Annotated in this window: 23 protein-coding genes; 14 read left to right on the top strand and 9 right to left on the bottom strand. The window is 72.7% G+C overall.

Annotation, left to right across the window (positions count from 1 at the left end; translation table 11 throughout):
- Positions 1–146, bottom strand: a 146-nt coding sequence (locus tag ABZY33_RS14125) for a sugar phosphate nucleotidyltransferase (protein ID WP_356491812.1), incomplete at its 3' end; no start/stop codon positions are given.
- Between the two features lie 94 nt (positions 147–240).
- Here ABZY33_RS14125 and ABZY33_RS14120 point away from each other — a divergent pair.
- A complete protein-coding gene (locus ABZY33_RS14120) occupies positions 241–861 on the top strand; it encodes a 5-formyltetrahydrofolate cyclo-ligase (protein ID WP_356491804.1) in 621 nt (206 codons plus the stop codon).
- Between the two features lie 51 nt (positions 862–912).
- Here ABZY33_RS14120 and ABZY33_RS14115 read toward each other — a convergent pair whose 3' ends face one another.
- Complete coding sequence (locus ABZY33_RS14115; protein WP_356491803.1) at positions 913–3,669, bottom strand: penicillin acylase family protein; 2,757 nt, start codon at positions 3,667–3,669, stop codon at positions 913–915.
- Between the two features lie 219 nt (positions 3,670–3,888).
- On the opposite strand from ABZY33_RS14115, the gene ABZY33_RS14110 reads away from it, so the two are divergent.
- The 6 genes from ABZY33_RS14110 (at position 3,889) to mscL (ending at position 9,583) form a co-directional block, all read left to right on the top strand.
- Positions 3,889–5,358, top strand: coding sequence for a potassium/proton antiporter (locus tag ABZY33_RS14110; RefSeq protein WP_356491802.1), 1,470 nt, complete (start codon positions 3,889–3,891; stop codon positions 5,356–5,358).
- Between the two features lie 252 nt (positions 5,359–5,610).
- Positions 5,611–6,900: an MFS transporter gene (locus ABZY33_RS14105; RefSeq protein ID WP_356491801.1), complete on the top strand. Its 1,290-nt coding sequence runs from the start codon at positions 5,611–5,613 to the stop codon at positions 6,898–6,900.
- A gap of 69 nt (positions 6,901–6,969) precedes the next feature.
- Positions 6,970–7,305 (top strand): FmdB family zinc ribbon protein, encoded by a 336-nt coding sequence (locus ABZY33_RS14100; RefSeq protein ID WP_356491800.1) that lies wholly within the window; start codon positions 6,970–6,972, stop codon positions 7,303–7,305.
- Between the two features lie 88 nt (positions 7,306–7,393).
- Entirely contained in the window at positions 7,394–8,248 is an 855-nt protein-coding gene (locus ABZY33_RS14095) for an S-methyl-5'-thioadenosine phosphorylase (protein ID WP_356491799.1), read from the top strand.
- A 192-nt stretch (positions 8,249–8,440) separates the two neighbouring features.
- Positions 8,441–8,980, top strand: coding sequence for an RcpC/CpaB family pilus assembly protein (locus ABZY33_RS14090; protein WP_356491798.1), 540 nt, complete (start codon positions 8,441–8,443; stop codon positions 8,978–8,980).
- A gap of 141 nt (positions 8,981–9,121) precedes the next feature.
- Complete coding sequence (gene mscL, locus ABZY33_RS14085; RefSeq protein WP_356491797.1) at positions 9,122–9,583, top strand: large conductance mechanosensitive channel protein MscL; 462 nt, start codon at positions 9,122–9,124, stop codon at positions 9,581–9,583.
- Between the two features lie 76 nt (positions 9,584–9,659).
- Here the strand turns inward: mscL and ABZY33_RS14080 are convergent, their stop codons facing one another.
- Positions 9,660–9,854, bottom strand: a complete 195-nt coding sequence (locus tag ABZY33_RS14080; RefSeq protein ID WP_356491796.1) for a hypothetical protein — start codon at positions 9,852–9,854, stop codon at positions 9,660–9,662.
- A 137-nt stretch (positions 9,855–9,991) separates the two neighbouring features.
- Here ABZY33_RS14080 and ABZY33_RS14075 point away from each other — a divergent pair, with 137 nt between their 5' ends.
- The 4 genes from ABZY33_RS14075 to ABZY33_RS14060 all read left to right on the top strand — a co-directional run bounded on the left by ABZY33_RS14075 (position 9,992) and on the right by ABZY33_RS14060 (position 15,082).
- Positions 9,992–11,227 (top strand): low temperature requirement protein A, encoded by a 1,236-nt coding sequence (locus tag ABZY33_RS14075; RefSeq protein WP_356491795.1) that lies wholly within the window; start codon positions 9,992–9,994, stop codon positions 11,225–11,227.
- A gap of 423 nt (positions 11,228–11,650) precedes the next feature.
- Positions 11,651–12,727, top strand: coding sequence for a P1 family peptidase (locus ABZY33_RS14070; protein WP_356491794.1), 1,077 nt, complete (start codon positions 11,651–11,653; stop codon positions 12,725–12,727).
- A gap of 146 nt (positions 12,728–12,873) precedes the next feature.
- On the top strand, positions 12,874–14,064 hold the full coding sequence (locus ABZY33_RS14065) for an Ig-like domain-containing protein (RefSeq protein ID WP_356491793.1): 1,191 nt from the start codon (positions 12,874–12,876) through the stop codon (positions 14,062–14,064).
- Positions 14,065–14,251: 187 nt separating this feature from the next.
- The gene (locus ABZY33_RS14060; protein ID WP_356491792.1) at positions 14,252–15,082 is read left to right on the top strand and encodes a DUF6227 family protein; all 831 of its coding nucleotides are present in this window, start codon (positions 14,252–14,254) and stop codon (positions 15,080–15,082) included.
- 399 nt (positions 15,083–15,481) lie between these two features.
- Here ABZY33_RS14060 and ABZY33_RS14055 read toward each other — a convergent pair whose 3' ends face one another.
- The 5 genes from ABZY33_RS14055 to ABZY33_RS14035 all read right to left on the bottom strand — a co-directional run bounded on the left by ABZY33_RS14055 (position 15,482) and on the right by ABZY33_RS14035 (position 21,397).
- Entirely contained in the window at positions 15,482–15,733 is a 252-nt protein-coding gene (locus tag ABZY33_RS14055) for a hypothetical protein (protein ID WP_356491791.1), read from the bottom strand.
- Positions 15,734–15,832: 99 nt separating this feature from the next.
- Positions 15,833–17,836, bottom strand: a complete 2,004-nt coding sequence (locus ABZY33_RS14050; protein WP_356491790.1) for a fructose-specific PTS transporter subunit EIIC — start codon at positions 17,834–17,836, stop codon at positions 15,833–15,835.
- Positions 17,837–17,945: 109 nt separating this feature from the next.
- The gene (gene pfkB, locus ABZY33_RS14045; RefSeq protein ID WP_356491789.1) at positions 17,946–18,893 is read right to left on the bottom strand and encodes a 1-phosphofructokinase; all 948 of its coding nucleotides are present in this window, start codon (positions 18,891–18,893) and stop codon (positions 17,946–17,948) included.
- Positions 18,894–18,948: 55 nt separating this feature from the next.
- Complete coding sequence (locus ABZY33_RS14040) at positions 18,949–19,710, bottom strand: DeoR/GlpR family DNA-binding transcription regulator (protein WP_356491788.1); 762 nt, start codon at positions 19,708–19,710, stop codon at positions 18,949–18,951.
- Positions 19,711–19,843: 133 nt separating this feature from the next.
- Entirely contained in the window at positions 19,844–21,397 is a 1,554-nt protein-coding gene (locus ABZY33_RS14035) for an MFS transporter (protein ID WP_356491787.1), read from the bottom strand.
- 60 nt (positions 21,398–21,457) lie between these two features.
- Between ABZY33_RS14035 and ABZY33_RS14030 the strand changes: the two genes are divergently transcribed.
- Entirely contained in the window at positions 21,458–22,459 is a 1,002-nt protein-coding gene (locus ABZY33_RS14030; protein ID WP_356491786.1) for a YafY family protein, read from the top strand.
- A gap of 446 nt (positions 22,460–22,905) precedes the next feature.
- On the opposite strand, the gene ABZY33_RS14025 is transcribed toward ABZY33_RS14030, so the two are convergent.
- Complete coding sequence (locus tag ABZY33_RS14025) at positions 22,906–23,910, bottom strand: sigma-70 family RNA polymerase sigma factor (RefSeq protein ID WP_356491785.1); 1,005 nt, start codon at positions 23,908–23,910, stop codon at positions 22,906–22,908.
- A gap of 176 nt (positions 23,911–24,086) precedes the next feature.
- On the opposite strand from ABZY33_RS14025, the gene ABZY33_RS14020 reads away from it, so the two are divergent.
- Together ABZY33_RS14020 and ABZY33_RS14015 are read left to right on the top strand one after the other, a co-directional pair.
- Complete coding sequence (locus ABZY33_RS14020; protein ID WP_356491784.1) at positions 24,087–24,626, top strand: N-acetyltransferase family protein; 540 nt, start codon at positions 24,087–24,089, stop codon at positions 24,624–24,626.
- A 47-nt stretch (positions 24,627–24,673) separates the two neighbouring features.
- Positions 24,674–25,711 (top strand): questin oxidase family protein, encoded by a 1,038-nt coding sequence (locus ABZY33_RS14015; RefSeq protein ID WP_356491783.1) that lies wholly within the window; start codon positions 24,674–24,676, stop codon positions 25,709–25,711.
- Positions 25,712–25,730: the final 19 nt, after the last annotated feature.

Genomic DNA, 25,730 nt, shown 5'->3' with positions numbered 1-25,730 from the left:
GCCTCTTCGACCACGTACTGGATCGCCGGCTTGTCCACCACCGGAAGCATCTCCTTCGGAGTCGCCTTCGTGGCCGGCAGGAACCGGGTGCCGAGGCCTGCGGCAGGGATGACAGCCTTGGTGATCCTGGTGTGCGCGTCAGTCATGCCCGTCACCATATCCGGCACGTATAAGGGGAATCCGTGGGTCCGCTGTGCCGGCACATATCTGCACGGAACAGGAGAAATCTGTGAGTCGTCCATGACCGGCCCCGAAGGCGCGCGTGGCGCCCACCCTGACAAGCGGACCTTGCGGCGGGGCTTCCTGGCGGTGAGGAACACGTTGCCGTCGGATGACGTGCGGGAGACGGGGCTGGTCCTCGCCGAGCGGGCCCTGGAGGTGCCCGAGCTGGCCCGGGCCCGCACGGTGGCGGCGTACGTCTCCGTGGGCGGCGAGCCCGGGACCGCGCCGCTGCTCGACGCGCTCCGCGCGCGCGGGACGCGGGTCCTGCTGCCGGCGCTGCTGCCCGACAACGACCTGGACTGGGGGGTCTACGAGGGGCCCGCCTCGCTCGTGGAGGTGCGGCACCCGGGCCGGATGGCGCTGTGGGAGCCGGGCGGCGAGCGGCTCGGGGCGGACGCGGTGACGGCCGCGGACGTCGTCCTGCTCCCCGGGCTCGCCGTGGACGCGCGCGGGATGCGGCTCGGCCGGGGCGGCGGCTCCTACGACCGGGTCCTCGCGCGGATCGAGGCGGCCGGGGCGCACCCCGCGCTCGTCGTGCTGCTCTACGACTGCGAGGTCGTCGCGCACGTCCCGCGGGAGGCGCACGACAAGGCCGTGCACGCCGTGGTGACGCCCTCGGGCGTGCGCCGCTTCCCGTGACGCGCAAGGGGCCTGCACGCGCGCGTGCAGGCCCCTTGCGCGGTCGCTGTCCTACGGCTTGAGCACCAGCGTGTCCGACGTGGCGGCGCCGACGGACTTCGCCGTGAAGTGCCACGGCAGCAGCTCACCCTTGACCCACTTGTCGGTCTGGTCGGTGTAGTGGGCGCTGTAGGTGTGGCCCGAGGCGCCCGTGAGGTTGATCCACTTGGACTTGTCGAGGTCGGCCAGGTTGACCACCATGCGCATCGACGGCACCCAGTCGACGCCGTAGCCGCCCGCCGCGTTCCAGCCGGTGGCGTTGACCGCCGCCTCGCCGCCGCCGAGCTTCCAGGGGCCGCGGTTGAGCACGTACTGCAGCCACCCCGGGCCCTCGGTGCCCAGGGTCTGGTTCTTCAGCTCCAGCTTGTGCAGCCGGCCCCAGCTCCAGGTGTCGATGTCCTTGCCGAGCTTGGCCGTCAGGTCCCAGCGGGCGTCGTCCATGGCCCGCTTGAACAGCTGGTCACGGGTGGTGGTCGGGTCGTTGTTGCGGCTGCCCGGCGTCTGCCACCAGCCGTTCTTCTCGTCGTCGATGATCTTGCGCACGACCTCGAACCAGCGGTCACCGCCGTCCGGCTGCGCCGAGTGGGCGTCACGCTGGCCGCACTCGCGGACCTTGCGGTCCTCGTCGGCCGGGCCGGTGTTGTCGACCGGCGTGACGCTCAGGCACTGGCCCTCGACCCGCAGCTCCTTGGGCAGCTTGTTGCCGAAGGCGAGCTTGAGGACGTTGCGCCACACGGAGTTGAAGTACGCGGCCGCGGCCGAGTCCGGGTTCTGGGTGTAGTCCCAGTTCTCCAGGAGCTGCTGCGCCTGGCGGACGTACTTGTCCTTGACGTCGATCTTGAGCAGCTTGGGCACGAGCAGCTTGGCGATCTCGCTGCTGTTGTCCATCTGCATGGTGCGCATGTCGTCGGTGGAGATCTTGCCGCCACCGTCGATCTTCGACTTGATGAGGTCGGTGATCCGCTGGCTGCGGGTGCCGTAGCCCCAGTCCGTGGTGAGCGTGTGCGGGTAGTCCTTGCCGACCACGGCCTGGTTCGCGGTCACGATGTAACCGCGCTTCGGGTTGTACTCGTAGGGCAGCTCGGCCTGCTTGATGTAACCGGTCCACTTGTAGTCGGCGTCCCAGCCGGGCGCCGGCAGCGAGCCGTCGCCCTCGCCGCGCAGCGGGATGCGGCCGGGCAGCTGGTAGCCGATGTTGCCCTCGACGTCGGCGTACGTGAGGTTCTGCGAGGGCACCTGGAAGTCGGCGGCCGCCTCGCGGAACTCGCTCCAGTCCTTCGCCTTGTCGATCTCGAAGACGGCGTCCATGGTGGTGCCGGGGTCCAGCGCGGTCCAGCGCAGCGCGATGCCGTAGCCGTCGCCGCGGTCCGGCGCGGTGGCGCCCACCGGGGCCTTCTTGCCGACCTTGACGAGTTCGTCGTTGCGGTCGGACAGCAGCGGCCCGTTGTTGGTCTCGCGCACGGTGATCGTCTTGGCCGCGCCGCCGGCGACCTTGATGACCTCCTCGTGCGTCTTGAAGGGGACCGTCTTGCCGCCGTACTGGTAGCCGTCGCCGTCGAAGCGCTCCAGGTAGAGGTCGGTCACGTCGGCGCCCGAGTTGGTCAGCCCCCAGGAGATCGACTGGTTGTGGCCGATGACCACGCCCGGCATACCGGCGAAGGTGTAACCCGTCACGTCGTACTGGCATTTCGCCGAGACGCTCGTGCAGTGCAGGCCCATCTGGTACCAGACGGACGGCAGTTGCGGCGCCAGGTGCGGGTCGTTGGCGAGCAGCGGCTTGCCGGTGATGGTGTGGTTGCCGGAGACCACCCACGAGTTGGAGCCGATGCCGTTGCCGTTGGGCCCGAGGCCCGCGGAGTCGGGGATCTGGTCCAGGACGTCGGCGAGGCCGCCCAGCTGGCTCTGCAGGCCCGTGGGGGCCTGTGTGCCGCCCGCCAGTCCGGTGCCGGCCGCCCCGGAGGTGCCGCTCTGCGTCTGGCCGCCGGAGGCCGTGGGCTCGTAGCTCTGCGTGACGCTGTTGTAGCCGCCCTCCTGCACGATCGGCTGGTGGCGGTCGTAGGGGTACTGCGGGTAGAGGTCCTTGATCTGCTTGGCGCTGAGGCGGCTCGTCATCAGGGAGCGGTCGATCTCGTCCTGCATGTTGCCGCGCAGGTCCCAGGCCATCGCCTTCAGCCAGGCCACGGAGTCGACCGGGGTCCACTTCTGCGGCTTGTAGTCGTTCTCGAAGCCGAGCGCCACGTACTCCGCGGAGACCGCCTTGCCGCTCTTGCCCGCCAAGTAGGCGTTGACGCCCTTGGAGTACGCCTGAAGGTACTTCTTGGTCGCGGGCGACAGTGTGGAGTCGTACTCCCGCTGCGCGACCCGGTGCCAGCCCAGGGTGCGCAGGAACTCGTCCGTCTTGACCTGGCCCTTGCCGAACATCTCGGAGAGCCGCCCGGAGGTGGTGTGGCGGCGCACGTCCATCTCGTAGAACCGGTCCTGCGCCTGGACGAAGCCCTGCGCCATGAACAGGTCCTCGTCCGTGGAGGCGTAGATCTGCGGGATGCCGTAGCTGTCCCGTTTGACCTGCACCGGCCCGTCGAGGCCGTCGAGTTGGACGGAGCCCGTCGTCTGCGGCAGGGAGGCGCGCACGCTGTCCACGCCCCAGTAGGCGCCGTATCCGATGCCCGCGACGACGGCCAACACGAGGACGATCACGAGCAGTCGGGCGCGGCGCCCCTTCTTCTTGCCGGACTGGCGACCGGAAGGAGCGTTCGTAGTGGAGGGCATCGCGATCCTTGCTGTCCTTCGCTAGCGGCTGGCTGGAGCAACCATACGAGCAGTGCGGAGCGGGCCCGGACGCGGAGTCGGGATGCGGGCGCCGGGCGCGGGGAGCCGGGCCCGGGCCCGAGCATCAAGAAAACGTTAACGATTAGGTAAGGTAACGAAGTACCTCGCTCGCGGAAGGACCGGCCCCTGACTGTCCACCACCTCAACCAGCTCTTGCTCGTGAGCGCGCTCGTGCTGCTCATCGCGGTCGCCGCGGTGCGTATCTCCTCGCGCAGCGGGCTGCCCAGCCTCCTGCTCTACCTCGGCATCGGCATCGCCATGGGCCAGGACGGCATCGGCGACGTCTCCTTCAGCGACGCCGAGATGACTCAGGTCATCGGCTACGCCGCCCTCGTCGTGATCCTGGCCGAAGGCGGCCTGGGCACGAAGTGGAAGGAGATCAGACCCGCGCTCCCGGCGGCGGCCGCCCTCTCGCTCGTGGGTGTCGCGGTGAGCGTGGGGGTGACGGCGGCGGGCGCGCACTACCTCGTCGGCCTGGAGTGGCACCAGGCCCTCATCATCGGCGCGGTGGTCTCCTCCACGGACGCGGCGGCCGTTTTCTCCGTCCTTCGTAAGGTGCCGCTCCCGACGCGCATCACCGGCGTCCTGGAGGCCGAGTCCGGCTTCAACGACGCGCCTGTCGTCATCCTTGTCGTCGCCTTCTCCGCGGCCGGCCCGGTGGAGCACTGGTACGTCCTCGTCGGCGAGATCGCCCTGGAGCTCGCCATCGGCGCCGCCATCGGGCTCGCCGTCGGCTGGCTCGGCTCCTACGGGCTGCGGCACGTCGCCCTGCCCGCCTCCGGCCTCTACCCGATCGCCGTGATGGCCATCGCCACGGTCGCCTACGCCGCGGGCGCCATGGCCCACGGCAGCGGCTTCCTCGCCGTCTACCTGGCCGCCATGATCATGGGCAACGCCAGGCTGCCGCACTGGCCCGCCACGCGGGGCTTCGCCGAGGGGCTCGGCTGGATCGCGCAGATCGGCATGTTCGTGCTGCTCGGCCTGCTCGTCACGCCGCACGAGCTGGCCGACGACATCGTGCCGGCGCTGGTGATCGGGCTCGTGCTCACGGTGGTCGCGCGCCCCCTGGAAGTGGTCGTGAGCCTGGCGCCCTTCCGCATCCCGTGGCGGGAGCAGGCCCTCATGTCCTGGGCGGGGCTGCGCGGCGCCGTGCCCATCATCCTGGCGACCATCCCGATGGTGACCGGCGTCGCGGGCAGCCGGCGGATCTTCAACATCGTCTTCGTCCTGGTCGTCGTCTACACCCTCATCCAGGGCCCGACCCTGCCCTGGCTCGCCAGGAAACTGCGTCTTGGCTCCTCGGAGTCCGCCGCCGACCTCGGCATCGAGTCCGCCCCCCTGGAGCGGTTGCGCGGGCACCTGCTCTCCGTCTCCGTCCCGGAGGACTCCCGGATGCACGGCGTGGAGGTCGGCGAGCTGCGGCTGCCCAAGGGCGCCGCCGTCACCCTGGTCGTCCGCGACGGCACCTCCTTCGTGCCCGCCCCCGCCACGGTGCTGCGCCGCGGCGACGAACTCCTGGTCGTGGCGACCGACCCGGTGCGCGACGCCGCGGAGGCGCGCCTGCGGGCCGTCGCGCACGGCGGCAAGCTCGCGGGCTGGCTGGGCACCGGGGGCCGGACCGCCCGTTAACATGGTCCGACAGACAAAGATCCACGAAACCACCACCGACTCTGCCTGACGTAGAGCCGGCGCGACCGCAAAGCGGCCGCGGTCCCCTGGCGGCACGGCGCCCACCGGCGCCCGGGCCGCCTGGTCCAGGGCCTCCCCTGGCGCGGACCGCCGGCATCACTCGGTTCCCGGCGCTGTGAGGACGGCTCTCGGTCCGGCGACCCCCTCGACCAGGCGGCCGGCGGACTACCAGGCGGCAGAAAGGCGAGAGCCGTGCCACAGAAGGCCACGGTTCCCGGCACCTCGAACGCACGCCCGGGCTACGGGCAGCTGCTGCGCACCCGCGGCGCCTGGACGTTCCTGCTCCCCGGCTTCGCGGCACGCCAGCCGTTCGCGATGCTGACCATCTCCATCGTGCTGCTCGTGCAGCACACCTCCGGCTCCTACGGGACCGCGGGCGCGGTCTCCGCGGCCACCGGTGTCTCCATGGCGCTGTTCGCGCCCTACGGCGGCAAGCTGGCCGACCGCTTCGGGCAGCGGGCCGTCCTGCTGCCCGGCGTCCTCGTGCACAGCGCCTCGGGGGCCGTCCTGACCGTGCTGGCCCTGTCCGGGGCGCCCACCTGGGCGCTGTTCCTCGCCGCCGTGCCCACCGGGGCGTCCACGCCCCAGGTCGGCCCGATGGTGCGGGCCCGGTGGGGCGTCACCCTCCAGGGCTCGCCCCTGATGCAGACCGCGGCGGCCTTCGAGTCGGTCACGGACGAGTTCACGTTCGTGCTCGGCCCCCTGTTCGCCACCGCCCTGTGCACCGGCGTCAACCCGGCCGCGGGGCTCATCACGGAGGCCGCGCTCACGCTCGTCGGCGGGCTGCTGTTCGCCGCGCAGAAGGCCACCCAGCCGACCCCGACCGCCGGCTCCCTCGACGGCCACGCGCGCGTGGAGCACGTCTCCGCGCTCCGCGTCCCCGGCGTACGGGTGCTCATCGTGACGTTCCTCGGCATCGGCTCCGTCTTCGGCGGCATGCAGGTCTCGCTCGCCGCCTACACGGAGGCGATCGGCGAACCCGGCCTGAACGGCGTCCTGTACGGCACCTTCGCCGCGGGCAACATGCTCTCGGGCCTCGTCTGCGGCGCCGTCGCCTGGAAGGCCGCGCCGCAGCGCCGGCTGCTCGTCGGCTACACGGCCCTGGCGCTGACCGCGTCCGGCCTGTGGGCGGCCCACTCCGTCCTGCTCCTGGCCGGCCTCGGCCTGCTGGTCGGCGTCTGCATCGCGCCCTCGCTGATCACCGGCTACACCCTGGTCGAGACGATCGTCCCGGCGGGCTCGCGCACCGAGGCCTTCACCTGGCTGACCGGCGCGGTCGCGCTCGGCCAGGCGGCCGCCGTCACGGTGGCCGGACAACTGGAGGACCACTTCTGGGACGGCGCCGGATTCCTCGTCCCGATGGGCGGCACAGTGCTCGCCCTCTCGGTGATGTTCCTGCTGCGCTCACGGCTCGTGCCACCGCCCCCGGGACGCACCGTGGCACGTGGCGTCGGTCACCGAGTACCGGTCACAGTGGACTGATCTCGCGGAATACGTCACTATGGATCGTCGTTAGCACTCAACGAGTGAGAGTGCCAGGAGGAAGACACAGTGCCGACTTACCAGTACCAGTGCACCGAGTGCGGCGAAGGCCTCGAGGCGGTGCAGAAGTTCACCGACGACGCTCTCACCGAGTGCCCCAACTGCAAGGGCCGCCTGAAGAAGGTCTTCTCGGCCGTCGGCATCGTCTTCAAGGGCTCGGGCTTCTACCGCAACGACAGCCGGGGCTCCTCGTCGAGCAGCAGCCCGGCGTCCGCGAAGCCGGCCGCCGAGTCGAAGCCGTCCGAGACGAAGTCCTCCTCGGACTCCAAGCCGGGCTCCACCGGCTCGTCGGCGTCCACGAGCTCCGGTTCCACCAGCTCCACCAGCTCGTCGTCGGCCGCCTAGGCGCGACCCCCGCGAGACGTCTTACGAGACCCTGTCGTCCCCGACGGCGGGGTCTTCGACGTCGCAGCCCTTGGTTACTGTGCTGACCATGGCGACCACTACGCACACACGCGCCGACGCCGAGATCGGCGTGATCGGCGGCTCCGGCCTCTACTCGTTCCTCGACGACGTGACCGAGGTCCAGGTGGACACCCCCTACGGGCCGCCCAGCGACTCCCTCTTCCTGGGCGAGGTGGCCGGGCGCCGGGTCGCCTTCCTGCCCCGCCACGGCCGCGGCCACCACCTGCCGCCGCACCGCATCAACTACCGCGCCAACCTGTGGGCGCTGCGCTCGGTGGGCGTGCGCCAGGTCCTCGGGCCGTGCGCGGTCGGCGGACTGCGGCCGGAGTTCGGGCCGGGGACGCTCCTGGTGCCGGACCAGTTCGTGGACCGGACGAAGTCCCGGGTGCAGAGCTACTTCGACGGGCATCCGCTGCCGGACGGCACCGTGCCGAACGTCGTACACGTCTCGCCCGCCGACCCGTACTGCCCCGCGGGGCGCGCGGCCGCCGTGCGGGCCGCGCGCGGCAAGCAGTGGGAGGCGGTGGACGGCGGCACGCTCGTCGTCGTCGAGGGCCCGCGCTTCTCCACCCGGGCCGAATCGCGCTGGCACGCGCAGATGGGCTGGTCGGTGGTGGGCATGACCGGCCACCCCGAGGCGATGCTCGCGCGGGAACTGGAGCTCTGCTACACGTCGTTGACGCTCGTCACCGACCTCGACGCGGGCGCCGAGAGCGGCGAGGGCGTCTCGCACGACGAGGTCCTCAAGGTCTTCGCGGCGAACGTGGACCGCCTGCGGACGGTGCTCTTCGACGCCGTCGCCGAGTTGCCGGGCAACGGCGAGCGCGACTGTCTGTGCGCGGGGGCACTGGGGGGAATGGACCCGGGGATCCGGCTGCCCTGAGGGTGTGACGGGGTTGTCCACAACCGGCGGGTAGTGCACGGGGTCCGGCGGGGGTCGGTCAGACCGTGGATCGTGGGCGGCGAGACGGGTGCGGGACACGGCCCGTCCGCCCCACCCGAGGACCTCGCCCGTTCGGCCCGGCTCGTCCGGCAGGACACACGCGACCCTCCCGACCCGCAGGCGGTGACCGCTATGTCCACGACTCCCCCGGCCCAGCTCAGCACTCCCCCCACCTCCGAGGTGCCCTCCTTCCCTCCCGTACGCGTCCGGGGTGCGCGGGGCCGGGCCGGGCGCCCGGGCCGCCGCCGGCGCGGGCCGGCCGCGGTCGCGGGGTTCGCCCTGTCCGCGGTGGCGCTGGCCGCCGCCGTGCCCTCGTCCGGCGCGGGCCGGGACCATGAGCGGGCTCCGGCGCCACCCGGCGAGCGGGCGCGGGGCCCGGCCGTGACGGTCTCCGCGCCGGTGCGGATCGCCGACGCGGGGGCGGTGCGGCTGCTGCGGCCCGGCGACCGCGTGGACGTGGTGGCGGCGCGGGCCGACGGCCGCCCGGGCGTGCGGGTCCTCGCGGCGGGCGCACGGGTGACGTCCGTGCCGGAGGACGGGGCACCGCCCGACCGGCCCGGTGACCCGGCGGCCGGAGGCGGAGCGCTGGTCGTCCTCTCGGTGGGCCGGGCCACGGCGGTGCGGCTCGCGGGCGCCGGTGCCACGGCGCGCCTGGCGGTGACCCTGTGGTGAACGGCCCGCTGATCGCGGCGGTGCCGCTCCAGGCGTCAGATCCCTCGATCGGATTACCGAATTGGACAGGTCTGATCCGTGCTGTCGTAGGTTGCGACGTCGTTTGCTCCGCATCCTGTGCACGTGAAGAGAGGCCGCCCTGTGAGCGAGAAGAAGGATCTGAGTCTGTGGGAGGGCTTCAAGGCCTTCCTGATGCGTGGCAACGTGATCGACCTGGCGGTCGCCGTCGTCATCGGCGCCGCGTTCACCAACATCGTGAACGCGGTGGTGAAGGGCGTCATCAACCCGATCGTCGGCGCCTTCGGCACCCAGGACCTGGCGGGCTACAAGTCCTGCCTGAAGGCCCCGTGCACCGGCGGCGACGGGATCGAGATCCTGTGGGGCTCGGTGCTCAGCGCCGCGCTCGGCTTCCTGATCACGGCCGCGGTCGTCTACTTCCTCATGGTGATGCCGATGGCCAAGTACCTGGCCCGGCAGGCCGAGCGCAGGGCGGCCAGGGAGGGCGCGCAGGAGACCGTCGAGGTCTCCGAGCTGGAGGTGCTCAAGGAGATTCGCGACGTACTGGTCACGCAGCGCGGTGGTTCGGGTCCTACCGGGGTCTAGCTCGCGCCCTCGGCAGGCCGCCGGGGCGCACCCCGCGCCGGGTCCTGACCCGCGGCGCGGGGGCCGCCGCGGCGCTTCACAGGTGGTGGGGCGGCTTCTCGTCGAGGAAGCGGGCCAGGTCGGCCGCGCTGTTGTCACCGGCCGCGGGCCGCTCGCCCCATCCGCTGTCCGTGTCGTCGGCGGACTGGACCGTCAGCGGATCGTCGAAGATCAGCACGGTCTTCGGATCGCGCGGCTCGGGGCGCTCGGCGCGCTCGGGGACGGTACTCATGCCTCCAGGGTACGACCCCGGCCCGGGCCGGGGACCGGAGCGCGGTGGGGCCGACGCCGGCCGGCATGGGGGAAGCGGCGACCCGATCGGGCACGCACAGGCCACCGCCGGGCCCTTCGGTCTGCTGTCCTTGACCCATGACGTCCACACCATCCCCCCACGCCGCGCCCGGTCCGGACCCCGCGCGGCGCCCCACCCCCCACCACTCTCCCGTGCGGCGCCTGACGGAGCGGGCGCGGGACGAGAAGCACCGCGTCGCCTCCTCGCTCGAGCTCTTCTTCGACCTCTGCTTCGTCGTGGCGGTGGCGCAGGGCGGCGTGGAGCTGGTGCACGCGATCGCCGAGGGCCACACCGGTACCGGGGTGCTCGACTACGCACGGGTCTTCTTCGCGATCTGGTGGGCGTGGATGAACTTCACGTGGTTCGCCTCGGCCTACGACAACGACGACGTGCTCTACCGGGTCGTCACCCTCATCCAGATCGCCGGTGTGCTGGTCCTCGCGGCCGGGGTCTCCCGCGCCTTCTCCGACGAGTTCACGGTGGTGTGGCTCGGCTACCTGATCATCCGGCTCGCCATGGTGGCGCACTGGCTGCGCGCGGCGCGCTCCACGAGCGGCGCGGAGCGGACGGTGGCGCTGCGGTACGCGGGCGGGGTCCTGCTGTGCCAGGTCGGCTGGCTGGGGCTGATGTTCACCCCGCACGGAGCGCGGAACTGGGTGTTCCTGGCGATGGCGCTGCTGGAGATGGGCGTGCCGCTGTACGCGGAGCGACGCCGTCAGACGGCCTGGCACCCGCACCACATCTCCGAGCGGTACGGCCTGTTCACGATCATCGTGCTCGGCGAGACGATCGCGGCGGCGACGGTCGCGGTGAAGTCCGGCGTCGAGGAGAACGACGCGCTCGGCGAACTGCTGCCGATCGCGGCCGGTGGCGTCCTCATCGTCTTCGCGGCGTGGTGGATCTACTTCGCGGTGCCGATCCACGAGCGGCTGCGGACCAGCCGCGAGGCGTTCCTGTGGGGCTACGGCCACTACCTGGTCTTCGCGTCGGCGGCGGCGATCGGCGCGGGCATCGAGGTCGCGGTGGAACAGGCGGTCGGCAAGGCGCACCTCTCCACGACGGCGGCGTCCGCGGCCGTGACGGTCCCCTCGGCTCTGTTCCTGCTGACGGTGTGGGCGCTGCACGCCCGGTACTTCAAGGTGGGCACGGCCCAGCAACTGACGCTGCCGGTGAGCGCGTTGCTGGTGCTCGGCTGTACGTTCGCCGGCCACTGGGCGGTCCTGACGGCGGGCCTCGTGGCGGCGCTCACGGTGGCGACGGGGGTGACACTGTCGTCCCGGGCCGCGCGCGAGCGCACGCCGGGAGCCGCCTGACGGGCCTGCACCCGCACCGACGCCCACCCGGCGGGTCTGGATCCGATTGGGGCCCGCCCGGCGAGTCTCCAACCCTGGGTCACCTGACGGACCTGCAACCTCGCCAGGCCGCCGGGTCTGGAGAGCACCGGGGGCCGCCCGACGGCTCTGGAGCACCAGGGGCCGCCCGACGGGTCTGCAACCCCACCCGGGGCCACCTCGCGGGCCTGCAACCCCACCGGGGGCCGCCGAGCCTGGAGAGCACCCGGGGCCGCCTGACGGATCTGCGGCCCCGCCAGGGTCGTCCGACGGATCTGCAGCCCCACCGGGGCCCTGCGGACAGCCCCGCAACCACACCGGGGGCCCGCCCGACAGCCCCGCAACCACACCAGAGGCCCACCCGGCAGACCCGGGCGGAGCGGAGCGGCGTGGTACGCATGGCTCATGACGACGACGTACAACGACGCGCTCACCGACGTGGACGGCGTACGGGTCGGGCACGCCACCCGTGCCGGTGACGGGTTCCTGACCGGGACCACCGTCGTGCTCGCCCCGGAGGGTGGCGCGGTCACCGCAGTGGACGTGCGCGGCGGCGGCCCCGGCACCCGGGAGACCGACGCGCTCGACCCGCGCAACCTGGTGCAGCGCATCGAGGCGATCGTGCTGACGGGCGGCAGCGCGTACGGGCTCGACTCGGCGTCCGGCGTGATGGCCTGGCTGGAGGAGCGGGGCCGCGGCGTCCTGGTGGACGGTCCCGAGCGGGTCGTCCCGGTGGTGCCGGCGGCCTGCGTCTTCGACCTCGGCCGCGGCGGCGACTGGCGGGCCCGGCCCGACGCCGGGACCGGCCGCGCCGCGGTGGCGGCGGCCGCGGCGACCCCGCCGCGCTCCCCCGTAGCCGAGGGCACCGTGGGCGCGGGGACCGGCGCGGTCGTCGGGCGGGTCCGCGGCGGCATCGGCACGGCGTCCACGGTGCTCGGCTCGGGCATCACGGTGAGCGCGCTGGTGGTCGCCAACGCGGCGGGGTCGGCGGTGGATCCGGCGACCGGGGCGTTGTACGGGGAGTTCTTCGCGGGGGACGGCCCGGTGACGTACCCCTCCCCCGAACTCCACGCGGCGGCCGGTGAGCGGCTGGCCGACGCCGCCGCCGCGAACGGTCCGGCACCGCTCAACACCACGCTCGCCGTCGTCGCCACCGACGCCGTTCTCAGCCGCGCCCAGGCGCAGAAGGTGGCGGGGACCGCGCACGACGGCATCGCGCGCGCCGTGCGCCCCGTGCATCTGCTGAACGACGGGGACACGGTCTTCGCCCTCGCCACGGGCGCCCACCCGCTCGACGCCGCGGACCCGCTCGCCCTCAACGAGATCCTGGCCGCCGGCGCCGACCTGGTGACGCGCGCCATCGTGCGGGCCGTGCGCGTGGCGGAGTCGGTGCGCGGGCCCGGCGGCACGTACCTGTCCTACAGCGACCTCTACGGCCCCCGGCCGGCGCCGACGACGGCCCCACGCGACGGCGCCCCGTAACGGCTCTACGTAACGGCGCCTTCACCTGCGTAACAGAACGGTCTCTGTGTCGGCCTTCACAGCAAATGGAAGGAACCCCTCCAGCTCTCGCGGACTCTCTCCTCGTACCGGATCAACCCCCCGCAACACCGCAGAAGGAGCAGACCGTGAGAAGCCAGAACATAGCCGTCGCGTGCGCCGGCCTCGTCATCGGCGCCCTCACCCTCACGGCCTGCGGCGGCAGCGCCACCGCCGACGACGAAAAGGGCGCCGCCGGCGGCGCGAAGGACGCCCCGCAGATCACGCTCTCCGCCAAGGACGGCTCGACCGGCGCGTCGATCAACGCGACGGGGGTCAAGGTCCGCGACGGCAAGCTCACCGGCGTGCAGCTGACCGAGTCCGTCTCCGGCAAGCGGGTCCCGGGCTCGATCGCCGCGGGCGGTGCCAGCTGGAAGCCGAAGGGGCAGTTGGAGCGCGGCACCAAGTACCGCCTCTCCGCGACCGCCGAGGACGCCGACGGCCACAAGGCCGCGGCCAACTCGATCTTCACGACCGTCTCGAACGCGAACAGCTTCATCGGCACGTACACGCCGGACGACGGGACGACGGTCGGGGTGGGCATGCCGGTGTCGTTCACGTTCGACAAGGCGATCACGGACAAGAAGGCCGTGCAGTCGCACATCACGGTCAGCTCCAGCAGCGGACAGCAGGTCGTCGGCCACTGGTTCGGCGCCCAGCGCCTGGACTTCCGGCCGCGGGACTACTGGAAAGCCGGGTCCCGGGTCACGATGAAGATCGCCCTGGACGGGGTCGAAGGCGCGAGCGGCGTCCACGGCGTGCAGAACAAGACGGTCACCTTCACCGTCGGCCGCAAGCAGGTCTCCACGGTCGACGCGGACACCCAGCAGATGACGGTCGTGCGCGACGGGCGGACGCTCAAGACGGTGCCGGTCTCCACGGGCAGCCCCCAGCACCCCACGTACAACGGCCAGATGGTGATCTCCGAGAAGTTCACGCAGACGCGGATGAACGGCTCGACGGTCGGCTTCGGCGGCGAGTACGACATCCCGGACGTGCCGCACGCGATGCGACTGTCGCAGTCGGGGACGTTCATCCACGGCAACTACTGGAGCGCGCCGGGCATCTTCGGCGCACAGGGCACCAGCCACGGCTGCGTCGGCATGCGCGACGTCAAGGGCGCGGGCGGGGACACCACGGCCAAGTGGTTCTACGACCACTCGCTCATCGGCGACGTCGTCGTCATGAAGAACTCCCCGGACAAGACGGTCGCCCCCGACAACGGCCTCAACGGCTGGAACCTCAGCTGGAGTCAGTGGACCGCGGGCAGCGCCGGCTGACCTCGGCCACGCCCGCCACCAGGGCGGAACGGCACAGGCCGCGCGGGAACCTCCCGCGCGGTCCGGGCGTTGTGCGGAGAGGTTTCCCAAATCCCGTTCCCCGTTTGCGATTTCAAGGACATGATGTCCGACACAGGGGCTACGGTATGCACCCACGAGGTGACATGCAGCAATGCCGGGAGGTGCCTTGAGCGTTCCGCACGACTACGAGTTCGACGCAGCGTCCTGTGCGTCGTCAGCACCGTTCACGTCGTCCGTTCCGCCCACGTCGGCCGCGGCCCCGTCACCCCCGGGCACCTCGCCCGACGAGCAGCTGGCCAAGCTCCTCGGCCGCGCGCTCAACTCCTTCGAGCTGCCCGACGAGATCCTCCACCGGCTCGACAGCGCGCTCGCCTACGCCGGGTCCCTGCACTCGGCGCACCACAGCGCGGGGCGGCACCGCGAGACGTACCGGCACACCTGGCTCCTCGCCGACGGCAGCGCGCTCACTCTGTGGGAGCTGGTCCACAACACGGGCCGGGACGGTGGCGAGCAGCACGAGGTCTACGTCACCGAGGAGGAGCTGCATCTGGCCACGGGCCGGCTGCCGTTGCCCCAGGAGGCCGCGCCCGACTTCGAGTTGCAGGTGCCGATGGTCCCCGTCCAGCTCGCGGCGGCCCCGCCGGAGCGGCGACGGTTCGGGCCCGCCGACCCCGACAGCTCGCTGGACCACGCCAGGCGGCTGCTGCGCCGCGCGGAGAACCTGGACGCGACGACCCGTCCGGGCCCCGGCACGGCACGGCTGCTGCGCACGGCGTGCGCGCACCAGATCACGCAGGCGTTCGGCCGCCGCGTCAGCCAGGGGTTCGCGTTGTACGAGCACGCGTTCCTGCTCCGCGACGGGGCCGAGGTCAGCCTCTGGGAGGTCGAGCACACGGCGACGCCGGACGGCCGGCACATGTGCGAGGTCTACGCGACGCAGGACGAGGCCCGCGCGGCGATCGAACGCCGGGTGGCGTCCCGCCGCACCAGCGCCTGAGCCCTGCCGGGCGGACGAGGCGCGGGCCTGGCACACCCGGGGAGGTCAGGGGCGGCGGAGCCGCCAGGCCGGGTCGACGGGTCACAGCGGCCGAACCGGCAGGCTGGGCCGACGCTCCACAGCGGCCGAGTTGGCAGGCCGGGCCGAGGGGTCAGGGGCGGCCGAACCGGCAGGGCTACTGACGGATCAGGGGCGGCCGAACCGGCAGGGCCACTGACGGATCAGGGGCGGCCGAACCAGCAGACCGGGCCGACGGGTCAGGGGTGGCCGAACCAGCAGGCCAGGTCGACGCTTCAGGGGCGGCCGAACTGGCAAGCCCGCCGACGGATCAAGGGCGGCCGAACCAGCAGGCCCGCCTACGGGTCAGGGGCGGCCGAATCGGCAGGCCGGGCCGACGGATCAGGGGCGGCCGAACTGGCGGATCAGGACGGCGAACGCGTCCTGTTCGTCGGGCGTCAGCGGGACCGACTCCAGCGCCGGAGCCTGCGCCTGACCCGGCAGCGAGCCCAGCGGCAGTGAGCGCGGCACTGACCGGGGCGGCGGCAGGGCGACGACGCGCACCAGCCGGATCAGACCGGCCACCCACGCCACGGTGGCGACCGCGAGCATCACCACGCCTATCTGCTGCAGGACCGACACGTGCTCAGGCATGCGGTCCAGTGAACACCACGGTCCGGGCGTTTGGTCCCGGACCGTGACGTATCTCGCAGGAACGGACAGTTCCGGTCACCACGCCCGTGGCTCCTGGCTTCAGGCGGCAGCCGGAACCTTCGGCTCACCGGCCGGTGCCGAGGGCGAGGTGCCCGCGTCGCCCGTCGGCCGCGCCGAACTCTTGCGCAGCCCCTTCAGGGCGATGACCAGGGCGGCGGCCACAGCGACCCCGGCGGCGATCGCGACCAGGTAGAGGAACGCGTCGCCGATCAGCGGGACCACGAAGATGCCGCCGTGCGGGGCCCGGAGCGTGCAGCCGAAGGCCATCGACAGGGCGCCGGTGACCGCGCCGCCCGCCATCGAGGCCGGGATGACGCGCAGCGGGTCGGCCGCGGCGAAGGGGATCGCGCCTTCGGTGATGAAGGACGCGCCGAGCACCCACGCGGCCTTGCCGTTCTCCCGTTCGGCCGGGGTGAAGAGCCTGCCGCGCACGGTGGTGGCGAGCGCCAGGGCCAGCGGCGGCACCATGCCCGCGGCCATCACGGCGGCCATGACCTTGAGCGAACCGTCCGCCGGATCGGCGAGCCCGCCGACCGCGAAGGCGTAGGCGACCTTGTTGAGCGGGCCGCCCAGGTCGGCACACATCATGAGGCCGAGGATCACGCCGAGGACGATCGCGTTGGCTCCGGTCAGGGAGTTGAGCCAGTCCGTCAGGGCGCCTTGCAGGGCGGCGATCGGCTTGCCGATCACCACGAACATCAGGAAGCCGACGGCGATGGAGGAGAGCAGCGGGATCACGACGACCGGCATGATGCCTCGCAGCACGGCCGGTACGTTCACCTTCTGGATCGCCATGACGACGCCGCCCGCGATGAGACCCGCGGCGAGGCCGCCGAGGAAGCCCGCGTCGACGGTCAGCGCGATCGAGCCGCCCACGAAGCCCGGCACGAGCCCCGGCCGGTCCGCCATGCCGTACGCGATGTAGCCGGCCAGCACCGGGACGAGGAAGGCGAACGCGGCCTGGCCGGTGTAGAAGAGCAGCGCGGCCCAGCTGGTGGTGGAGGTCCAGTCGAAGTGGTTCAGCAGGGTCTCGACCTTGACGTCCGCGACCTCGTAGCCGCCGATGGCGAAGCCGAGCGCGATGAGCAGCCCGCCCGCCGCCACGAACGGCACCATGTAACTGACGCCTGACATCAGCCATTTGCGGAGCTTTGTGCCGTAACCGTCCGCGCTGTCGCCGGAGTTGTCCACAGGTGTGGAGGACGGGTCCGCGCCGCGGGCGGTGGTTTCACCGCGGGCCGCCTTCTCCCGCACTTCCTGGATGAGTGCGGCGGGGCGGTTGACGCCGGCCTTGACGCCGACGTCGACCGTGGGCTTGCCGGCGAAGCGGTCCTTCTCGCGGACCGGCACGTCGTGCGCGAAGATCACGCCGTCCGCGGCGGCGATCACCTCCGGGGCGAGGCGGGTGAAGCCCGCGGAGCCCTGGGTCTCGGCCACCAGTTCGACACCGGCGGCGGCGCGGGCCGCGTTCTCCAGAGCCTCGGCCGCCATGTAGGTGTGGGCGATGCCGGTGGGGCAGGAGGTGACAGCGACGATCTTGAACGTCTCTGGCTGTGACTCGGCCTGGGGCGGCTCCTTGCCGAGGGGCTCGTCCGGAGGCGCGGCGTCGCCCCGGATCAGGGCCGCTGTCCGCTCGGGGTCGGTCGCGGCCCGCAGGGACGCCTTGAAGTCCTCGTCCATCAGCTGCCGGGCGAGCGAGGAGAGGATCGATAGGTGGGCGTCGTCCGCGCCCGCCGGGGCCGCGATCAGGAAGACCAGGTCCGCGGGGCCGTCCGGCGCGCCGAAGTCGATGCCCTGCGCCGCGCGGCCGAACGCGAGAGTCGGCTCGGTGACGTGCGCGCTGCGGCAGTGCGGGATGCCGATGCCGCCGTCGAGGCCGGTCGGCATCTGGGCCTCGCGCGCGGCCACGTCGGCGAGGAAGCCGTCGAGGTCGGTGACGCGGCCCCGGGCCGCCATGCGCTGCGCGAGCGAGCGCGCGGCCTCGTCCTTCGTCGGGGCGGACAGGTCGAGATCGACCAGGTCCGCGGTGATCAGCTCCGTCATCGCGGGCTCCTCTGGCTGCGCGGCTGCCGGGCGGTCGCCGGGCAGGCCGCGGGGGCGGGTTCGTCGTGGCCGGGGGCGCGGTGGCGCGCGCCCGCGGCGGGGCTCCGCGTCACGGCACCGGTTCCGTGAGGGGGCGGTCGAGCGGTACCTGCGCGGTGAGGGTGACCGCGTCCGGGTCCAGGTCCGCCGGGGCCGGCATCGCGCTGCCGGGCAGCTGGACCGCGGCCGCGCCGTGGGCGACCGCCGACGCCAGGGCCCGGGGACCCTGGCCGCCCGCGATCAGGAAGCCGGCCAGGGAGGCGTCGCCGGCGCCCACGTTGCTCCGTACGGTGGGGGCCGGGGCGCTCGCGAACCAGGTGCCCGTGGCGTCGACGAGGAGCTGGCCGTCCGCGCCGAGCGAGGCGAGGACGGCGGCCGCTCCCGACTCCCGCAGCTGCTCGGAGGCCTTGAGCGCGTCGCCGACGGTGGCGAGGGGGCGGCCGACGGCCTCGGCCAGCTCCTCGGCGTTCGGCTTCACCACGTCGGGGCGCTCGCGCAGGGCGGCCAGGAGGGCGGGCCCGGAGGTGTCCAGGGCGATCCGGGCGCCCGCGGCGTGGGCGCGGGCCACCAGCGCCGCGTACCAGGACGGCGTGAGGCCGCGCGGGAGGCTGCCGCAGCAGGCGATCCAGGCGGCGCCCGCCGAGCGGGTGCCGACGGCGCTCAGCAGTGACTCGGCTTCCTCGGCGGAGACTTCGGGGCCGGGAGCGTTGATCTTCGTGAGGGTGCCGTCCGGTTCGGCGAGGGCGATGTTCGACCGGGTCAGGCCCGCGACCGGGACCGGGGCGACCGGGATGCCCTGGCCGGTGAGGAGTTCGCCGAGCAGGGCACCGGGGGCGCCGCCGAGCGGGAGCAGGGCCAAGGTGGGGGCGCCCGCGGCGGCGACCGCCCGCGAGACGTTGACGCCCTTGCCGCCGGGGTCCATGCGCTCCGCGGTGGCACGGACGACTCCGCCGCGGTCGAGGCCGGGCAGCTCGTAGGTGCGGTCCAGGGAGGGGTTCGGGGTGACGGTGAGGATCATGCCGCGGGTCGCCGCTTTCGTGGGGTCCGTACAAGTGGTGCCGGTGGAGGGGGGGTCACGCGCGGATCACCTCCGTGCCGGCCGCCTCGATCGCGGCGGCGGCCTCGGGGGGAAGCCCGGTGTCCGTGATGAGCAGGTCGACGTCGGTCAGGGCGCCGAACCGGGCGAAGTGCTCCTGCCCGTGCTTGGCGGAGTCGGCGAGGAGGACGACCCGGCGGGCGGCGGCGACGGCGGCGCGCTTCACGGCGGCCTCGGCGAGGTCGGGGGTGGTCAGGCCGGCCTCGGCGGAGAATCCGTTGGCCGCGACGAAGGCGACGTCCGCGCGGATCTCTCCGTAGGCGCGCAGTGCCCAGGCGTCGACGGCGGCCCGGGTGCGGTGGCGGACCCGGCCGCCGACGAGGTGGAGCTGGAGGCCGGGGTGGTCGGCGAGGCGGGCCGCGGTGGGCAGCGAGTGGGTGACGGCGGTGAGTTCGGACGCCAGCGGCAGCGCCGCGGCCAGCCGGGCCACCGTCGAACCGGCGTCCAGGATCACGCTGCCCTCGGCAGGCAGCTCCGCGAGGGCGGCGCGCGCGATGCGGTCCTTCTCGTCGGCGGCGGTGGACTCGCGCTCGGCGAGGTCGGGCTCGAAGTCGAGCCGCCCGGCCGGGATGGCGCCGCCGTGCACCCGGCGCACCAGACCGGCCCGGTCCAGGGCCTTCAGGTCGCGCCGGACGGTCTCGGCGGTGACCTGGAACACCTCGGCCAGCGACAGGACGTCGACGCGGCCGCCCTCGCGGGCGAGTCGGAGGATCTCCTGCTGGCGCTCCGGTCCGTACATGTCCGTGTACCTGTGCCCTGATCTGTGCGTGTGCCCGAATCTGTGACTTCCCCCCGAAGATACGGGCCACCACCGAGGAAGTAAACAGATCCGGGCATCTAGCGGACACAAACAGACACTGCGGAGAGCAGGCTCAGACCAGTTCGGGCCGCCGCTCCCCTTCCTCCAGGTCCGGGTGCTCGTCCGTGTGCGCGTCCTGCGGCGTGGTGGCGGGCGGCTCGGCGGGCCCGGCCGCCGGCTTGCGCGGCAGGGCGAACATCAGCAGGAAGACGCCGGCCAGGATGCCCGCGACCCACAGCAGCGCGCTGTGGAAACCGTCGACGAAGGCGGCGCCGCCCGCACCGTCCTTCAGGTGGTCCTCGACGACGGTGAAGAAGACCACCGAGACGAGGCTGAGCCCGAGCGCGTTGCCCATCTGCATGACGGTGTTGATCAGTCCGGACGCGGAACCCGCGTGTTCGCGCGGCACTTCGGAGAGGATCGCGTCGGTCAGCGGAGCGACGATCAGCCCCATGCCCAGGCCCATGATCACGAGCGGCAGCGCCATCTGCCAGGAGGCGATGCCGAGGCCGTAGTGCCCGGACTCCCACACGTAGACGAGGGCGCCCGCGGCCATCGTCAGGGCGCCCGCCTGGAGCACCTTGCGGCCGAAGCGCGGCACGAGCCGCTGCACGGACAGGCCCGCCGCGACCGAGACCGCGACGGAGAACGGCACCCCCGTCACGCCCGCCCGCAGCGCGCTCCAGCCGAGACCGAGCTGCATGTAGAGCGTCCAGGTCAGGAAGAAGATGCCCATGGTGAGACCGAAGACGGTCTGCACGGCGATGCCCGCCGCGAAGCTTTTGACCTTGAACAGGGACAGCTCGATGAGCGGGGAGCCGTCGCGGCGGATCTTCGTCTTCTCGTACGCGATCAGCGCGGCGACGATCACGACGGACGCGGCCATCATGGCGTACCCCCACAGCGGCCAGCCGTTCTCGCGGCCCTGGGTCAGCGGGTAGACGAGGGCCAGCATGGCCAGGGTGACCAGGACGACGCCGACGAGGTCCAGCTTCAGCGCCTTCGGTGCCTTCGACTCGCTGATCACGCGGGAGCCGAGGATCAGGGCCGCGACGCCGACGGGCAGATTGATCAGGAAGATCGGGCGCCAGGCGAGGCCCGCGATGTCCCACTGGGTGAGCAGGGCGCCGAGCAGCGGTCCGGTCACCGCGCCCAGACCGACGATCGCGCCGAACAGACCGAAGACCTTGCCGCGCTCGTGCGCCGGGAACGTCGCGTGCACGATCGACAGGACCTGCGGCACCATCAGCGCCGCCATGCCGCCCTGGAGGATGCGGGAGGCGACGAGCATCTCCGGGTTCGCGGCGAGACCGCAGAGCGCGGAGGCGAGGGTGAAGCCGGTGATACCGAGGAGGAAGAGCCGCTTGCGGCCGAAGATGTCGCCGAGCCGGCCGCCCGTGATGAGCAGCGCCGCGAAGGCCAGCGCGTAACCGGCGGTGATCCACTGGATCTGGCCGGTGGTGGCGCCGTCGTCGTGCTGGATGGTGGGCAGGGCGACGTTGACGATCGTCACGTCGACGAGGTCCATGAACGCGGCGGTCATCACGATCGCCAGCGCGAACCAGCGCCGGCGGTCCTGGGTCTGCGGGGGCGCTGCCGGTGCGGGTCGCGGAGTCGGTGAGGTCATGACAGCAGCGTGGCCGCCAAGTAGGTCAGAGCGTGTCCTAGAAGGGCGCATTCTGGAGGCATGACGACGACCAGTACGGACACCCCGGCCCGGTTGCTCCAACTCCTCTCCCTGTTGCAGACGCCCCGGGAGTGGCCCGGCGGCGAACTCGCCGAACGGCTCAAGGTGTCGCGGCGCACCGTGCGCCGCGACATCGACCGGCTGCGGGACCTCGGCTACCCCGTGCAGGCCTCGATGGGCGCTGACGGCGGCTACCGGTTGATCGCGGGCAAGGCTCTGCCGCCGCTCGTCCTCGACGACGAGGAGGCGGTGGCGATCGCGGTGGGGCTGCGGGCCGGGGCCGGGCACGCGGTGGACGGCATCGAGGAGGCGTCGGTGCGCGCCCTCGCCAAGCTGGAACAGGTCCTGCCCTCGCGGCTGCGGCACCGGGTCGCCACGCTCCAGGCCGCCACGATCGCGCTGACCTCGGGGGACGGCGCCACGATCGCGCCCGAGACGCTGACCGTGATCGCGTCGGCCACGGCCGGCACGGAGCGGCTGCGGTTCCACTACCGCGCGGCCGACGGCACGGAGACGCGCCGCCTGGTCGAACCGTTCCGGCTCGTCTCGACGGGGCGCCGCTGGTACCTGGTGGCGTACGACGTCGACCGCGACGCCTGGCGGACGTTCCGGGTCGACCGGGTCTCGGAGCCGTTCGCCACGGGGGCGCGGTTCGTGCCGCGGGAGGTGCCGGAGGGGGACGCGGCGGAGTATCTGCGGCGGTCGGTGGAGGCGCGGGGCGGGGCGGCGTACGAGGTGGACGTGGAGTTCGCGGCGCCGGCCGAGGAGGTGGCCGCGCGGGTGCCTCCGGCGGTGGGGCGGCCCGAGGCGCTGGCGGGTGGCGGGTGCCGGGTACGGGCGCCTGCGGCCGGGCCCGTGGAGTGGATGGCCGTCCGTCTGGCCATGACCGGCTTCGAGTTCCGGGTCCGGGGGCCGGAGGAGCTTGTGGTGGCGGTACGGGAAATGGGCTCACGGATGACGCGGGCGGGGTCCGTTGCGGGTGGGGGCTTGCCGGCGCGGTAGGGGGCGGTCCCGTCTGCCGGGGGCGGTTTCGTCGCGGCCCGCAGCCCGGTGGGGCTTCTCGCGCAGTTCCCCGCGCCCCTGAAGCATGCGGCTCCGCCGCAGCTCAGAAGGGGGATGCCGCACGCAGTGCGCCTCTCAGGGGCGCGGGGAACGGCGCAACCAACCCCCACCGGCCCGCAGCCAAAAGCGGGCGCACGCAGTGCGCCTCTCAGGGGCGCGGGGAACGGCGCGAGAAGCCCCACGACGGGACAGCCGAACAACGACCTCTCAAGGGGCGCGGGGAACTGCGCGACCAGGCCCCACCGGGCGGAGAGCCGACCAGCTACCCGGGGCGCGGGGAATCGACCCGTCCGATCCGCACCCGGGGTGCAACGTACCCAGGGAACAGGTCGGGCGGCCCGCACATGGTGTGCGGGCCGCCCGATGACCAGGTGGGCGCGGAGCGCCTACGCCGCGGCGTCGAACCCGGTGTCCCGCGCAAGCTTCTTCAGCTCCAGCAGCGCATGCTTCTCGATCTGCCGAATACGCTCCCGCGTCAGCCCATGCTCCTTGCCGACCTCGGTCAGCGTCCGCTCCCGCCCGTCGTCGATCCCGTACCGCATCTTGATGATGGACGCGGTGCGCTGGTCGAGCCGGCCGATCAGATCGTCCAGCTCCTCGGAGCGCAGCAGGGTCAGGACGGACTGCTCGGGGGAGACCGCCGACGTGTCCTCCAGGAGGTCGCCGAACTGCGTGTCACCGTCGTCGTCCACCGACATGTTCAGCGAGACCGGGTCGCGGGCCCAGTCCAGGACGTCGACGACGCGCTCGGGCTTGGTGTCCAGCTCGGCGGCGATCTCGGTGGGCTCGGGGTCCCGCCCGTTCTTCCGGTTGAACTCGCGCTGGACGCGGCGGATGCGGCCCAGCTCCTCCACCAGGTGGACGGGGAGGCGGATCGTGCGGGACTGGTCGGCTATCGAGCGGGTGATGGCCTGGCGGATCCACCACGTCGCGTACGTGGAGAACTTGAAGCCCTTGCGGTAGTCGAACTTCTCGACCGCGCGCACCAGGCCCGCGTTCCCCTCCTGGATGAGGTCGAGCAGGGGCAGGCCGCTGCGCGGGTACCGGCGGGCCACCGCCACCACCAGGCGCAGGTTCGACCGGATGAAGACGTCCTTCGCCTTCTCCGCGTCGGCGACCAGGGCTTCCAGCTCCTCGCGGGACGCCGTGCCCGCGGCCGAGCTGTCGGAGACCTCTCCGTCGAGGATCTGCTGGGCGTACACGCCCGCCTCGATGGTCTGGGAGAGATCCACTTCCTTTGCGGCGTCGAGCAGCGGTGTACGCGCAATCTCGTCGAGGTACATGCCGACCAGGTCGCGGTCGGCGATCTCCCCGCCTACGGCGCGAACACTGCGTGCCGCGTCAGTCTCGCCGGTGGCGGACTTACGACGGGCTACGGCACGGGTTGCCATGCGTGCTCCCTTGCGATGGTAGATCGGCTGGGCCGGACGGCTCGCACACCCTCCCGGGTGCCCTGCTTCCGAAGGAAACAACGACTGGAATCCGGACAGAATTCCCATGCCGCCCCATGTTTTTTGTGATCATGCAGTACCCTGTGCGGCCACGCGGAACCAGAAGGGGAGGCGCATTGTTGTCCGAGCCCACAGAGGTGCAGGTCAGGACGGGAGTCGAGGGGGACCTCGAAGCCCTCACCGACCTCTACAACCACTACGTGCGTGAGACGGCGATCACCTTCGACACGGCCGTCTTCACGCCCGAAGAGCGACGTCCTTGGCTGCTCTCCCACCCTGAAGACGGCCCGTACCGCCTTCTGGTTGCCCAGGAGCGGCGGGAGGGGGAGTACGGCCCGCTACTCGGGTACGCGACGTCGAGCCCGTTCCGCGCGAAGGCCGCGTACGCCACGTCGGTCGAGGTCACTGTCTACTGCGCCCCGGACGCGGCCGGCCGCGGCGTCGGCACCATGCTCTACAAGGCGCTCTTCGAAGCGCTGGCCGGCGAGGACGTGCACCGCGCCTACGCGGGTATCAGTCAGCCCAACGAAGCCTCGGTCCGTCTCCATACCCGCTTCGGCTTCACCTATGTAGGCACCTACCGGGAGGTCGGCCGCAAGTTCGACCGGTACTGGGACGTCGCCTGGTACGAGAAGCGGCTCGGCCCCCAGGACTAGGACCACGGACCGTTACCCCCCGCATACAGGGCGCCTAGTCTCGCGCCATGGACGACAACGCCACGGATGGTTCCCCGACCGACGGCTCGGGCACGCTCGACGAAGCGCTGGAGCGGCTGCACCGGACCGGCCCCGAGTTCGAGGGCTGGCTCAGCAACCACGGGCCGATGGCCGTGGAGTCGCTGGTCCGCGGCGGCCAGGCGCCGCGCGTGCACCGCTGGCTCGACCACTACGTGCGGCGGCTCGACGTGATGCCCGCCCCGTCCGCGCCGATCGGCGCGGACGACTGGCGGTCCGCGCTCGGGGACCCGCGGCGGCTCGCGGACTGGATCGCGTACTTCGAGCGGGCCGTGGCCGAGCGCCCGTGGCGGGACGTGCTCGCCGAGTGGTGGCCGCGGCTGCTGCCCGGGATCGCGGCGGGCGCCACGCATCCCGTGATCCGGGTCGGTCACGCCGTGCGCACCCTGCGCACCGGCGAACCGACCGGGCCGCGCCTCGCCGAGCTGGCGCACGGGCTCGGTTACTGGGCCGCCCGGCATCAGCCGCTGGGGCCGCTGGCCGCGCTCGCCTCGGCGCCGGACGCCGCCGGCGCGCTCGCCGCGGTGCCGCGGGTCGCGGACCAGTCCGGGGGCATCCAGGGGCGGCTCGACCAGGTCACCGGGCTGCCCGCGTGGGCGGCGGAGCCGGTCGACCCGGACACGGCGCGGGACCGGCTCGGGGAGCTGGTCGCGGCGGCGGTGGGCAGATATGCGACGCACGGGCACGGCAACGCGGTGATGCTCGTGCACACGGCTACGGCGCCCAACGCGGTGCGGCGGGTGCTGCCCGCCCTGCCGCGGGCGCTGTGGCCCGCGTCCTTGCGTGCCGCGTGGGCGGCCAGTGCGGCGGTGACCGCGGCGTACGCGCCTGCGGCGGCGGTGCGGTACGTCTCCGCCGGGAACGTCGACGCGCAGGAGCTTCTGGCGCGGGCCGCCGCGCACGGGGACGACCACGCGATCAAGTTCGCGGACACGGCGGTCGACGTGGGCGACGCCGTCGCCCTGACCGCGGCGACCCGCGCCCTCACCCTGATCCCCCCGGCCTGACCCGGCGCACGCAGTGCGC

It is taken from the genome of Streptomyces sp. NPDC006552, from assembly GCF_040611655.1.
Taxonomy (GTDB): Bacteria; Actinomycetota; Actinomycetes; order Streptomycetales; family Streptomycetaceae; genus Streptomyces.
This window is presented reverse-complemented; position numbering and strand designations above follow the sequence as displayed.